Raw genomic sequence first — 13,207 nt, forward strand, 5'->3', positions numbered from 1 at the left:
TTCGGCGGCCGGCTCGGGCGCCCGGGGCGGACCGTGATCCACGTACCGCGATCGGCGCTGCACGTTGCGTCCCCGTTCACGCGCAGGTCACCGCCGGTGCCAAGCATCCCGTACGGCGGGTCCTTCGCGCCCGTGCCCGACGGCGAACCGTCCCGCCGATCCTGCCGCCGCTTCCGTCCCCGGGGAGACCGCGCCATGCCGCGCTCACGCTCCGTCGCCAGTCCCCTGCGGGGGATCGACCGCCGTACCGTTCTCGCCGTCACCGCCGCCGCCTCCGCCACCGCAGGGCTGGGCTACGCCCTGCAGCCGATCGAAAGCCAGGCGGCCCCCACCGCTCCCGCGGCCGACCCGGCGCCCCGCACCCCCGTCCCTGCGCCCCGTGCCGCCGTTCCCGCGGCCGCACCCCTGGCCCCGTACACCAGGGGCACCACCCTCGCCGCGGTCGCCACCGCGAAGTCCGGCTCCGGCTACCGCAGGTTGGGCAGCGGGCCCGGCTGGCGGCGCGTGGTGCGGGGCGAACTGGCCGCCGGCAAGGCCGGCCGGGCAGGCCGGCGCACCGCGCTCGCCTCCTTCGTCCAGCTCACCGACCTGCATCTGATGGACAGTCAGCATCCGCTGCGGGTGGAGTTCCTGCGGGCCGCGCAGCCGCACGCCTGGCGGCCGCAGGAGGCGCTCACGGTGCACGGCGCGATCGCCCTGGTCGAGCGGGTCAACGCGCTGCGGGCCGGGCCCGTCACCGGTGCACCGCTCGGCTGCGTGGTCTCCACCGGCGACAACACCGACAACAACAGCGTCCTCGAGCTGGACTGGTACCTGAAGGTGATGAGCGGCGGCCGCATCGCCCCGAACTCCGGGGACCCGCGCCACTACGAGGGCGCGCTGAGCAGCGGTCTGAAGCTCTACTGGCAGCCCGACTCCGCCGTCCGCGACCAGTACAAGCAGCGGGGCTTCCCGCACCTGGAAGGCTTCCTGGACGCCGCCGTCCGCGAGGTGCGCAGCCCGGGCCTCCGGCTGCCCTGGTACTCGACCGTCGGCAACCACGACTCCATGCCGGTGGGCTGCTTCGGGCACGGGGACTCCTACCTCGCCGAGTTCGCCGTCGGGGACCGGAAGCTGCTCAGCGTCCCCCCGGCCGAGGCGCGCCGGCTCCAGAAGCACATCTACGACGGCACCGACCCCCAGGGGAGGGCACTGGGCGAACTGCTCCGGTCCCACGCACGGCAGATGCGCCCGGTGACCCCGGACGGGCGGCGGGCGCTGTTCACCCCCGCCGACCACGTCCGGGCCCACCTCGACCCGGAGCACACCGGCCCCGGCCCGGTCGGCCACGGCTACAGCGCGGCGAACCTCGACGCGGGCACCCAGTACTACGCCTTCCCCCTCTCCGCCGACGTCCTAGGCATCAGCCTCGACACCACCGACCCCGGCGGCTACTACACCGGCTCCGTGGACGCCGCCCAGATGGCCTGGCTGGAGCGCACCCTGCGCGCGCACCGCGACACGTACGTCATCGTCTTCAGCCACTACACCAGCAGGTCGATGCCCGGCCCCGCGGTGCCCGACCCGGCCCGCCCGCACGAGCGGCGCCACAACGGGGACGAGCTGCTCGCGCTCCTGGGCCGGCACCGCAACGTCGTCGCCTGGGTGAACGGCCACGAGCACCGCAACGCCGTCACCGCGCACCCCGGCAGCGGCGGCCACGGCTTCTGGGAGGTCTCCACCGCCTCCCACGTCGAGTTCCCCCAGCTCGCCCGGGTCGTCGAACTGGTCGACAACCGGGACGGCACCCTCTCCCTGCACACCACCCTCGTCGAGTCCGCGGCGCCGCACCGCACGGACTTCGCCGACCTCAGTCAGACCGGCCTCGCCGCGCTCTACCGGGAACTCTCCTTCAACGCCAACGAGGGGTCCCTCCGGCTCCAGGGCGACCCGGGAGACCGCAACACCGAACTGCTCCTGAAGAAGGGCTGACGGCGCGGGTCGGGCTGCGGAGCCGGGCCCCGGCGCACGAGGAGGGGCCCCGCGGCCCGCGCCCCGGCAGCCCCTCCCCTCCCCTCCCCTCCCCTCCCCTCCCCTCCTGGTACCGCCCGGTCCGTCACTACCGGGGCAGCACCACGACATAGGCGGCCGGGTCCCGGTCCGCCGCCGCCAGCAGCGCCGTGCGGACCACCGCCGCCTGCTGCCCCATCGCCTCGCGCAGCTTCCGCGGGGTGATGTGCACGACCGTGATGCCCAGCCGCTCCAGGTGCTCGCGCTTGCGGGCGTACTCCGACCACAGCGCGTCGTCCTCCTCCGACCGGTCCCGGTCCCGGCGCGGGGCGCGGGTGTCCAGTTCCACCGCCACCGCCTGCTCCGGCCAGTAGGCGTCCAGGCCTCCGAGATGCGGGCCGCCGGGCAGCCGCAGGTCCACGTTCCACACCGGGTCGGGCAGCCCGCAGGAGTGGACCATGCGGTACAGGCGGTCCTCGGCGATGGCGCGGCCCTCCACGAGCAGCGCGTCCACCGCGTCCACCACGTGCGGTCGGCCCAGCAGCTTCGCCCGGTTCAGTTCCCCGACCACCGCCGCCGGTTCGCAGTGGCCGCCGCGCACCGCCTCGGTGAGCAGCCGGCGTACCAGGTCCGCGTCCGCGAGCCGGGCCACCGCGTCGGCCAGGGCGCGCGGCACGGGCGCCACCGGTACCCCGTCGACCTGCCGCGGCGCCGGCACGGCCGGGCTGCGCAGGATGCGCACCCAGCCGCTGGAGCGCAGCCGGCGCAGCCGGGGGACGAGGACGTCGACCGTCTCCAGGGACAGCAGCGGGGGAGTGGCCGTGAAGCCGTGCAGTGTCAGTGCCGCGAGGCCGGTCACCACGGCCTCGCGGTAGGCCGGACGGTGCGGCTCCTCGGCGCACGGCTGCACCGGTACCGCCGGTGCAGCCGACTCCCGGGCGGCGTACAGCAGCGCCGCGTGCAGCCGCTCCTCGCCCGTCGGCGGGCCCGGGTGCAGCAGGACGACACCGGGCAGCGGCTGCTGCCAGGGGCCGCCCGGCCGGCAGTGCTCGGCCAGTTCGGCGGCGGAGACGCCGCGCGTGCGGAGCTGGGCTGCCGTCAGGAGGCGTCGGCGGGCCTCGCCGGCGCGGTGCAGCGGCTGGGGGGAGACCGGGGGGAGCGGGGCGTCGTGGTTCATGATCCGGGCATTCCCGTGCCCGATCCGCCCCTTAACCGCTGTTACATGCCCGTCGCCGAAACCGGACAGGCCCGCCCTAAAGGGTGGCCGCCGGGCTGCCGATTGGGCGGCGAAAACCCCTGGTCCGTTCGGATGCGGACCAGGGGTCACGGTTGGCGTTGCCCGCATTCCGTAACGCTTACGGATCGCTCAGGCGTAGGCCAAAGCTCGGGTGGGGGTGCGGTGGGCCGGGCCCGCGCCCGGCCCGGGGCTCAGCCGGCGTCCGCCGCCGCGTCGCAGGCCTGGCCGCGCAGCGCCCGCGCCAGGTCGTCCCGCGCCTCCAGCACCAGCCGGCGCAGCGCGGGAGCCGCGTCCCGGTGCCCCGCGAGCCACGCGTCGGCCGCGTCCAGCGTCCCCTGCGAGGCCTGCAGCGAGGGGAACAGCCCGCGCACGACGTCCATGCCGATCTGGATCGACCGCTCGGCCCACACCCGCTCGATCGCCGCGAAGTACTTCGGCGCGTACGGGGCGGTCAGGTCCCGTTGGGAGGCCTGCGCGAAGCCGGCGATCACCGCCTCGGTGAGCGCGTTGGACAGCGCGTCCGACTCCACGACCTGCGCCCAGGCCTGCGCCTTGACCGCTGCCGAGGGACGCGCGGCCAGGCAGCGCACCTGGTGGCGTTCGCCGGAGGCGGTGTCGTCCCGGGCCAGTTCGGCGGCGAGCGTCCCCTCGTCGGCGACGCCGTGCGCCGCGAGCGGTTCCAGGAAGGCCCAGCGCAGCTCCTGGTCGACCGTGAGGCCCTCGATCGTCGCCTTGCCGTCGAGCAGGTCGCGCAGCAGTTCCAGGTCGGCCGGCCCGGCGGCCGTCGTCGCGAAGAAGCGCGCCCAGGCCAGCTGGTGCTGGCTGCCCGGCTCCGCCCGCCGCAGCTCCCGCAGCGCGCCCTCCGCCAGCAGCCGCTCGCCGGTCTCCCGCCACGCCGGCGCCGCGTAGTGCACGACCGCCGACTCGGACCAGGCGTGCAGCATCTGCAGCACGCCGATGTCCGACTCGCGCCCGGCGCACCGCAGCACCAGGCCGACGAAGTCCCGGGCCGGCAGCAGCGCGTCCCGGGTCATGTTCCACAGCGCCGACCAGCACAGGGCGCGGGTCAGCGGGTCGGTCACCTCGCCCAGGTGCGCGCGCAGCGTGGCGAGCGAGGTCTCGTCGAAGCGGATCTTGCAGTAGGTCAGGTCGTCGTCGTTGACCAGCACCAGCTCCGGTGCCTCGGCGCCCGCCAGCTCCGCCACGACGGTCCGCTCCCCGTCGACGTCGGTCTCCGCGCGGGCGTACCGCTCCAGCGCGCCGGCGGCGGTGCGCCGGTACAGGCCCACCGCGACCCGGTGCGGCCGCAGCTCGGGGTGCGACTGTGCGGCCTCCTGCACCACCGCCAGCTCGTCGATCCGGCCGCGGGCGTCCAGCAGCACCTGCGGGGTGAGCGAGTTGACCCCCGCGGTCTGGAGCCACGCCCGCGCCCAGGCGCCCATGTCCCGGCCGCTGGTCTCCTCCAGCACCGACAGCAGGTCGGCCAGGCGCGTGTTGCCGTACGCGTGGCGCTTGAAGTAGCGGCGGGCGCCCTCCAGGAACGCCTCCTCGCCGACGTAGGCCACCAGTTGCTTCAGTACCGAGGCGCCCTTGGCGTAGGTGATGCCGTCGAAGTTCAGCTTGGCGTCCTGCAGATCGCGGATGTCGGCCGTGATCGGGTGGGTGGACGGAAGCTGGTCGGCGCGGTAGGCCCACGCCTTGCGGCGGTTGGCGAAGGTGATCCAGCCGTCGGTGAAGCGGGTCGCACCGACGAGGGAGAAGGCGCCCATGAAGTCGGCGAAGGACTCCTTCAGCCACAGGTCGTCCCACCACTCCATGGTGACCAGGTCGCCGAACCACATGTGCGCCATCTCGTGCAGGATCACGTTGGCGCGGCTCTCGTAGGAGGCCTGCGTGACCCGGCCGCGGAAGACGAACTCCTCGCGGAAGGTCACCAGCCCCGGGTTCTCCATGGCGCCGAGGTTGTACTCGGGCACGAAGGCCTGGTCGTACTTCCCGAACGGGTACGGGTAGTCGAAGTGGTCGTGGAAGAAGTCCAGGCCCTGCTTGGTGACCAGGAAGACGTCCTCGGCGTCGAAGTGCGGGGCGAGGCCCTTGCGGCACATCGCGCCGAGCGGGATCTCCAGGGTGCCGCCGCCGGCGAGGGTGCGCGTGTAGGTGTCCGTGACGTAGTGGTACGGGCCGGCCACGACGCAGGTGATGTACGTGGAGATCGGCTTGGTCTCCGCGAACCGCCAGACACCGTCCGCCTGCCGGCCCGCCCCGTTGCTCCACACCGTCCAGCCCTCGGGGGCGCGCACCTCGAAGCGGAACGGAGCCTTGAGGTCCGGCTGCTCGAAGTTCGCGAACACCCGGCGCGAGTCGGCCGGCTCGTACTGCGTGTAGAGGTACACCTCGCCGTCCTCGGGGTCGACGAAGCGGTGCAGGCCCTCACCGGTGCGGGAGTAGGCGCACCGGGCGTCGACGACGAGTTCGTTCTCCGCGGTCAGGCCCTCGAGCAGGATGCGGGAGCCGTCGAAGACCTCGCTCGGGTCGAGGTCCCGGCCGTTGAGCGCCACGGACGTCACGCCCGGCGCGACCAGATCCGCGAAGGTCGTCGCCCCCGGCTCGTTGCAGCGGAACCGGATCGTGGTGACCGAGCGGAAGGTGCGCGGGCCGTCGCCGTCGTACGGGCCGACCGCCGAGCGAAGGTCGAGGGACACCTCGTAACCGTCGACGGACAGCAGCGCGGCCCGCTCCCGGGCCTCCTCGCGGGACAGATTCTCACCGGGCACGGGCGGCACTCCCTCGTACGTCATGGGTACACGGCTGGACAGGACCGATCCTGTCATGCGCTGCTGACGGGAATGGCGCGACCAACGGGGATGTTGCAGGTTCAAACACTCAATGTCGAGGAGAGACATGCCCGAGACCGCCACGCCCTCCGCCAAGACGCCCGTCGATTTCTGGTTCGACCCGCTGTGCCCCTGGGCCTGGATGACGTCCCGGTGGGTGCTGGAGGTGCAGAAGCTCCGTGACATCGAGATCCGCTGGCACGTGATGAGCCTGGCGGTGCTCAACGAGGAAAAACTGGACGAGCTGCCCGAGGACTACCGGGAGATGCTCGCCACCCAGGCCTGGAAGCCGGTGCGGGTCGTCGCCGCGGCCTGGCAGCGGCACGGCGCGGACGTCCTCGGACCGCTCTACACCGCCCTCGGCACCCGCTTCCACAACAACGGCGAGGGCCCCACCCGCGAGGCCATCGCCGGCGCGCTCGCGGACGCCGGACTGCCCGCCGACCTGATCGAGTACGCCGAGCAGGAGAACTTCGAGTTCGACGCCGAGCTGCGCGCCTCCCACAAGGAGGGCATCGAGAAGGTCGGCCAGGAGGTCGGCACCCCCGTCATCGCGGTGCCCGGCCCCGACGGCGAGGAGATCGCCTTCTTCGGCCCGGTCGTCACGCCCGCACCGAAGGGCGAGGAGGCCGCCCGCCTGTGGGACGGCACCCTGGCGGTCGCCTCGGTGCCCGGCTTCTACGAGATCAAGCGCACCCGCGTCAAGGGACCGGACTTCAGCAACCTGTAGGCGTCTCCCCCCGCGCGCCGGCCCCGGGCCTCCGATGCGGCCGCCCCGGGGGCCCGAGGTCCGGGAGGCGGTGGTCCGGGGTTCGGTGGTCCGGGGTTCGGTGGTTCGGTGGTTCGGAAGCCGGTGGTTTCGTCGGGGTGTCGCCGGAGGCCCCGCGTCGCATCGCACGCGGGGCCTCCGGCTTTTCCACCGCCCGCCACGTGAGGGGTGAGAAGACGATCACGAGGCGGGGCGCTTCTCAGCGGGCCGGCCGCAGCAGCCCCGTGCGGGACCCGGCCTCCTCGTACCGCCGTGCCACGTCCTGCCAGTCGACGACCTGCCACATCGCCTCGACGAAGTCGGCCTTCTGGTTGCGGTACTGGAGGTAGAAGGCGTGCTCCCAGGCGTCGAAGACGAGCAGCGGAGTGGAGCCCTGGCCGACGTTCCCCTGATGGTCGTAGACCTGCTCGACGATCAGCCGTCCGCTCAGCGGTTCGTGGGCGAGTACCCCCCAGCCGGATCCCTGCGTGCCCGCGGCGGCCAGGGACAGCTGGGCCCGGAACGCGGCGAACGAGCCGAAGGACTCGTCCAGGGCGTCGGCGAGGTCTCCCACGCCGTCGGCGGCCAGCGGCTGCCCGCCGCCGTCCCGCGGTGCCGTCATGTTCTGCCAGTAGATCGAGTGCAGGACGTGCCCGGACAGGTGGAAGGCCAGGCTCTTCTCCAGGCCGTTGACCGACTGCCACTGCTCCCGGTCCCGCGCTTCGGCGAGTTGCTCCAGCGTGTCGTTGGCCCCCTTCACGTAGGCCGCGTGGTGCTTGCCGTGGTGCAGTTCGATGATCTCGGGGCTGATGACGGGGGCGAGCGCCGCGTAGTCGTACGGCAGCTCGGGCAGCGTGTAGACGGACATGGGGTCCCCTTCGACTCTTATTGCGAATCACTCGCAACAGCAAGTTATCAGCAAGAAGATCGCCCTGTCGTGGCCGGAGCGGTTCTGCCGTTGCCGCCGCAGCGCGTGCCGCCGTTCTGCTTCCGCGTCCGTGTCCGCAGCTGTCTGTTGGAGATACCCGACAGTTCACCCGGTGCCCGTCCAGGTGCTCCAGGCCACCCGACCTCAGTGACCGGTGTCACGCCGCTGCATGCGGACGCGGCTGTGGTTGTCCGAAGTCCACCACTTGGCGGATCTTCCCTTTGTCGACGGCCGACGGTGATCGGCGCCACGGCCCTGGGATAGCGTCACGACGTCCCGAACCGCCCTCACCTCGCGGAGACCTCATGAGCACCGCTGCCGCCGCCCCCGTCGCCCGCCCCGGGCAGGTCCTCGCCGACCTGCTCCCGGTCTCCCGCGCCCGCGACGCCGCCCTCGTGCTCGGCGGCGCCGCCCTCACCGGACTCGCGGCGCAGCTCGCCGTCCCGGTCCCAGGCTCCCCGGTGCCGGTGACCGGTCAGACCTTCGCCGCGCTGCTCGTGGGAACCGCTCTCGGGGCCGGTCGCGGCTTCCTCTCCCTCGCCCTGTACGCGCTCGCCGGCATCGCGGGCGTGCCGTGGTTCGCGGGCGGTGCGTCCGGCGCGGCCGCGCCCTCGTTCGGCTACATCCTCGGCATGCTGCTCGCCTCGACCGTCGTCGGTGCCCTGGCCCGCCGCGGGGCCGACCGCGGAGTCTGGCGCATGGCCGGCACGATGCTGCTGGGCGAGGCGCTCATCTACGCCGTCGGCGTCCCCTACCTGGCCCTCGCCACCGGGATGTCGGCCACCGCCGCGATCGCGGCCGGCCTCACCCCGTTCCTGCTCGGCGACGCCCTCAAGGCGGCGCTGGCGATGGGTGCGCTGCCCGGAGCCTGGAAGCTCGCGGGCAGGCGCTGAGACGCTCCGCCGGGGCCGGGGCCGGGGCCGGGGCCGGGGCCGGGGGCCTGCCTGGCGGTGGGTCCCGGTGCGCGCGGTGCGGGCCCCCGCCGGATCACCCCGGCGAGTGACAGTCGGGCGCGCCCCCACCGGCCGCCGCCGCGCCCGCAATCCCCTCGCGCGGCTCCGCCGCTCCCCGGTGCGCGCGGCCGACGAGCGGGGTCCCGGTCGGGGAACCCGCTGCCGCCCCCCGGTGACCGCCGTGTCACACTCGTCCCATGCGCGTGTATCTCGGCTCCGACCATGCCGGTTTCGAACTGAAGAACCACCTTGTCGACTGGCTCAAGGCGGCGGGCCATGACCCCGTGGACTGCGGACCGCACATCTACGACGCCCAGGACGACTACCCGCCTTTCTGCCTCCGTGCCGCCGAGCGCACCGCCGCCGACCCGGACGCCCTCGGCATCGTGATCGGCGGCTCCGGGAACGGCGAGCAGATCGCCGCGAACAAGGTCAAGGGTGTGCGGGCGGCCCTCGCCTGGAGCGAGGAGACCGCGAGCCTCGGCCGGCAGCACAACAACGCCAACGTCGTCGCGGTCGGTGCGCGCATGCACAGCCGGGAGGAGGCGACGAAGTTCGTCGAGACCTTCCTCGCCACCCCGTTCTCCGGGGACGAGCGCCACATCCGCCGCATCGACATGCTGTCGGCCTACGAGACGACCGGCGAGGTCCCCCCGATCCCGCCGCACCACCCCCAGCAGTAGTAGCGCCCTCCCCGGCCCTCGACTCCGTGCCGGGTCGCACGCCGCGCCGGTCGGGCGCCCGACCGGTCCGGCGGCGCGAACACGGGGAGCCCTGGGCGCGTGCGAACACGCGGTACCGCTCCCCGGTACCGCGTTCGTGCCGTGCCGTGCCGCGTGGCGGGGCGGGGCGGGGCGACGCGTCGCGTGGCAGCGCAGGGCGCGCGGCATCGCAGGGGAGTACGTGACACCGCGGGACGCGGAAAGGAGACGGCCAGGTGCCAGAGGGGCACACCATCCACCGGCTCGCGCGGGACTACGCGTCCCGCCTCACCGGCGCGGTCGCCGTCTCCAGCCCCCAGGGCAGGTTCTCCGACGCGGCCGCCCTCCTCAGCGGCACGGAGCTCCTCCGCACCGACGCCCACGGCAAACACCTCTTCCTCGGTTTCCGCGACGCCGAGGACACCGACTGGGTCCACATCCACCTGGGCCTCTTCGGCAAGGTCTCCTTCGGGGGCGCGCCCGCGCCCCCGCCCGCGGACACCGTCCGGCTGCGTCTCGCCGGCCCCACCGCCCACGCCGACCTCCGGGGCCCCACCACCTGCGCCCTCATCCGCGGCCCCGAGAAGCAGGCGATACACGCCCGCCTCGGGCCGGACCCGCTCCGTGCCGACGCGGACCCGTCCGCCGCCTACGCCCGTGTCTCCCGCAGCCGTACCACCGTCGCCGCCCTGCTGATGGACCAGAAGGTCGTCGCCGGCGTCGGCAACGTCTACCGCGCCGAGGTGCTCTTCCGGCACGGCGTCGACCCGTACCGGCCCGGCAGGGACATCGGCCCCGAGCTCTGGGAGGCGATGTGGGCCGACCTCGCCGCACTGATGCGCGAGGGCGTCCGCACCAACCGCATCGACACCGTCCGCCCGGAACACACCCCGGAGGCGATGGGCCGGCCACCGCGGGTCGACGACCACGGGGGAGAGGTCTACGTCTACCGCCGGGCCGACCGGCCCTGCCACCTCTGCGGCGACACCGTCCGCACCGCCGGCCTCGCCGCCCGCAACCTGTTCTGGTGCCCGACCTGCCAGTCCGGCTGACCCGGAACCCTTCCGGCCTGTCGCGGTGTCAGAACCCGTGCGGGAGCCAGGGCGCCACCGCCCCGCCGAACGCCACGGCCGCCTCCGCCAGCGCTCCCGGCCGCAGCTCGCGCACCCGGCCGGCCGCCGCCAGCGGAGCCAGCGACACGCCCCCCAGGTACGCCGCCGCCAACTCCCGTACGGACAGGGCCAGGTCGGCCGCGTCCGAGGTGCGCTCGCAGGATGCGCCCTTCGCGTCCCCGGTCAGCCGCCAACGCCCCTCGTTCCACGGGCAGAAGTCGTCCTCCACCGCGAACACCACGTCCACCGGGCACTGGTACGTCCGCGCCGTCAGCGCGGCCCCCACGTCCACCAGCCGGACGTACAGCGCGTCCCGCACCCGCGGCAGGCAGCGCCGGATGTCGGACACCTGGTACTGCCAGGCCTCGTCGGCCGGGCGCCCCTGCACGCGCAGCGTCGTCGTCAGGTCGAGGCCGAACAGGAAGCGCCACAGCGCCGCGTCCGCCGCGCCGTCGAGCCCGGCCAGCTCCCCCAGTTCCACGGTCCCGTCGTGGCCGCTGGGACCCCATCCCGGGCGGACCCGGTAGCGGGCGTACCCGACGACCTCGCCGCCGCGCTCGGCGACCACGCACTGCAACGGCGACGCCCCGCCCCGCGCGCTCTCCGAGTCCAGCAGCCCCAGCCGCTCCCACCCCGGCTGCCGCAGCAGCATCCCCGGGCGCCGCGGAACCAGTCGCGCGTACACCGCCTCGCACGCCTGGAGCACCTCGGCGGGCGGCGCGTACCGCACCCGCACGTCGTCGGTGCCCGCCGGGACGGACAGCCGCACCCGGGCGGTGTCGATCTCGGCGCCGATCTGGAAGGACGCCGCGGCGTAGCCGAACCGCCCGTAGATGTCCGGCTCGGAGGCGGTCAGCACCGCCAGCGGCTCACCCCAGGCGCGGACGTCGTCCAGCTGCCGCCGCATCATCGACGTCAGCAGGCCGCGCCGGCGGTGCGTGGCCGCCACGCTGACCGCGGTGATCCCCGCCGCGGGCACCGCCGCCCCGCCCGGCACGGTGACCCGGAAGGGGAACGCCCCCGCCGTGCCCACGCACGCGCCCTCGTCCCAGACGCCGAGGAAGCGGTCGTACGCGGAGAGCTCCCGCCACAGCCCGCGCTCCTCTGCGGACTCCACCGCACCACCGAACGCGCGCAGGAGGTTGTCGTACCACTCATCCCATTCGTCCGGTTGCAGTACTCGGAGGTCCGGTGCGGAGGCCGTGCCGTCAGTCGCCATGGACCCATGCCTAGCAGGGCCGATGTGGGACGTGCGAGGCAATTTCCCGCTCGCCGCCCGGTGGTGCCGCCCGATGAAGTTGAATGTGAAATCGAACCTCGGACGGGCGACAACGAGGACCTCCCGTGCCAAGCGGCAGGTCCGATGGATAGGGTCCCGAACTGATGGCAGCAGGACGAGGGCGGCGCGCGGCGGCCGACACGCTCACGGCCCGGTGGAAGATGCAGTGGCACCGGGCCCGAGTCGGCGTGCGCAGAGCCGCCGTCGACTACTTCCGCGGGGACGGCTCCGACTGGATCGCCCTGGCCGGCCTCCTCCTCACCATCCCGCTGATCGCGGCGACGACCCTCGCCAACGCGGTGTGGTTCTCGCCGTCGGCCCTGGTCCTGCCGATCGTCGCGGGCGGCCTGCTGCTGCGCCCGGCGAGCCTGCTCGGCCTGTACGCCGCCGCGGCTACCGCCCTGATCGTGGAGTCGGTGAAGCTCGGCCCGTACCCCGAGGGCCCGTCGCGGGTCACCCCCGGCGTGGTCCTGGTGGTCGCCGCCTGCGGCTTCGTGGGACTGCTGATCGCCCAGTTCCGCAGCCGGGTCGGCGTGCCCTGGCGGCGCGGCGGCACCATGCTCTTCGACCTTCGCGAACGCATCCGGGTGCAGAGCAAACTCCCCCGGCTGCCGCGCGGCTGGCACCACGAGATGGCCCTGCGGCCGGCCGGCGGCCAGTCCTTCTCCGGCGACTTCGTGGTCGCGGCCCGCACCAACGGCGGCCGCACCCTGGAGGTCGTCCTCACCGACGTCTCCGGGAAGGGCATGGATGCGGGCTCCCGCGCCCTGCTGCTCTCCGGGGCCTTCGGCGGGCTGCTGGGCTCCCTGCCCCCGCACGCCTTCCTCCCCGCCGCCAACGGCTACCTCCTCCGCCAGGACTGGGAGGAGGGCTTCGCCACCTCCATCCACCTCGTCCTGGACCTGGACTCCGGCGACTACGAGCTCTACTCCGCCGGCCACCCCCCGGGACTCCAACTGAGCGCCGGCAGCGGCCGCTGGGAGGAGAAGGCCGCCGAAGGCCCCCTCCTCGGCGTCTACGACGGCGCCCAGTTCGACCCCGTCAAGGGCACGCTGCGCCCCGGCGACGTCGTGATGCTCTTCACGGACGGCCTCGTGGAGACCGCCGACCGCGACATCGTCGAGGGCATCGACCGCCTCACCGGCGCCGCCGACCGCTACGTCGCCGGCGGCTTCGAAGGCGCCGCCTGGCACCTCATCGAGGCGGTCGCCAAGGACGTCAACGACGACCGCGCCCTGCTGCTGATCTGCCGGGAGGGCCCCACGGCCGGCGCCGCAGCCGGCCCCGCGGCCCGCTGAGCGCCCCACCCACCGCCGTCGGACCCGTCCGTGCCCGCGTGGCGAGACGAGACCCCGTCCACGGCGCGGGAACGCACCGGCCACCCGCAGCGCCGGCCGCCGCGGCAGGCGGGCGGACGCCTTCGGAC

At 74.0% G+C, this 13,207-nt stretch carries 10 protein-coding genes; 6 read left to right on the forward strand and 4 right to left on the reverse strand.

Features of this window, described 5'->3' with window-relative positions; genetic code table 11:
• The first annotated feature begins 195 nt into the window (after positions 1-195).
• Entirely contained in the window at positions 196-1,971 is a 1,776-nt protein-coding gene (locus ACL02U_RS10035) for a TIGR03767 family metallophosphoesterase (protein ID WP_412790346.1), read from the forward strand.
• Between the two features lie 127 nt (positions 1,972-2,098).
• Here ACL02U_RS10035 and ACL02U_RS10040 read toward each other — a convergent pair whose 3' ends face one another.
• Entirely contained in the window at positions 2,099-3,166 is a 1,068-nt protein-coding gene (locus tag ACL02U_RS10040) for a hypothetical protein (RefSeq protein ID WP_412790347.1), read from the reverse strand.
• Positions 3,167-3,417: 251 nt separating this feature from the next.
• On the reverse strand, positions 3,418-6,000 hold the full coding sequence (pepN, locus tag ACL02U_RS10045; RefSeq protein WP_412790348.1) for an aminopeptidase N: 2,583 nt from the start codon (positions 5,998-6,000) through the stop codon (positions 3,418-3,420).
• 127 nt (positions 6,001-6,127) lie between these two features.
• Here pepN and ACL02U_RS10050 point away from each other — a divergent pair, with 127 nt between their 5' ends.
• Positions 6,128-6,790: a DsbA family protein gene (locus tag ACL02U_RS10050; protein WP_412790349.1), complete on the forward strand. Its 663-nt coding sequence runs from the start codon at positions 6,128-6,130 to the stop codon at positions 6,788-6,790.
• Between the two features lie 238 nt (positions 6,791-7,028).
• On the opposite strand, the gene ACL02U_RS10055 is transcribed toward ACL02U_RS10050, so the two are convergent.
• Positions 7,029-7,676 (reverse strand): superoxide dismutase, encoded by a 648-nt coding sequence (locus ACL02U_RS10055; RefSeq protein WP_412790350.1) that lies wholly within the window; start codon positions 7,674-7,676, stop codon positions 7,029-7,031.
• A 365-nt stretch (positions 7,677-8,041) separates the two neighbouring features.
• On the opposite strand from ACL02U_RS10055, the gene ACL02U_RS10060 reads away from it, so the two are divergent.
• From ACL02U_RS10060 to ACL02U_RS10070, 3 genes are all read left to right on the forward strand, one after another.
• Complete coding sequence (locus tag ACL02U_RS10060) at positions 8,042-8,629, forward strand: biotin transporter BioY (RefSeq protein WP_412790351.1); 588 nt, start codon at positions 8,042-8,044, stop codon at positions 8,627-8,629.
• A 257-nt stretch (positions 8,630-8,886) separates the two neighbouring features.
• A complete protein-coding gene (locus ACL02U_RS10065; protein WP_412790352.1) occupies positions 8,887-9,372 on the forward strand; it encodes a ribose-5-phosphate isomerase in 486 nt (161 codons plus the stop codon).
• Positions 9,373-9,626: 254 nt separating this feature from the next.
• Positions 9,627-10,442 carry an Fpg/Nei family DNA glycosylase gene (locus ACL02U_RS10070; protein WP_412790353.1) on the forward strand — a complete coding sequence of 272 codons (816 nt, stop codon included), beginning with the start codon at positions 9,627-9,629 and terminating at the stop codon, positions 10,440-10,442.
• Positions 10,443-10,470: 28 nt separating this feature from the next.
• On the opposite strand, the gene ACL02U_RS10075 is transcribed toward ACL02U_RS10070, so the two are convergent.
• Positions 10,471-11,721, reverse strand: a complete 1,251-nt coding sequence (locus ACL02U_RS10075) for a GNAT family N-acetyltransferase (protein WP_412790354.1) — start codon at positions 11,719-11,721, stop codon at positions 10,471-10,473.
• A gap of 164 nt (positions 11,722-11,885) precedes the next feature.
• Between ACL02U_RS10075 and ACL02U_RS10080 the strand changes: the two genes are divergently transcribed.
• Positions 11,886-13,079: a PP2C family protein-serine/threonine phosphatase gene (locus ACL02U_RS10080; RefSeq protein ID WP_412790355.1), complete on the forward strand. Its 1,194-nt coding sequence runs from the start codon at positions 11,886-11,888 to the stop codon at positions 13,077-13,079.
• The last annotated feature ends 128 nt before the right edge of the window (positions 13,080-13,207 follow it).

Source organism: Streptomyces sp. MS06, assembly GCF_047200655.1.
Classification (GTDB): Bacteria; Actinomycetota; Actinomycetes; order Streptomycetales; family Streptomycetaceae; genus Streptomyces.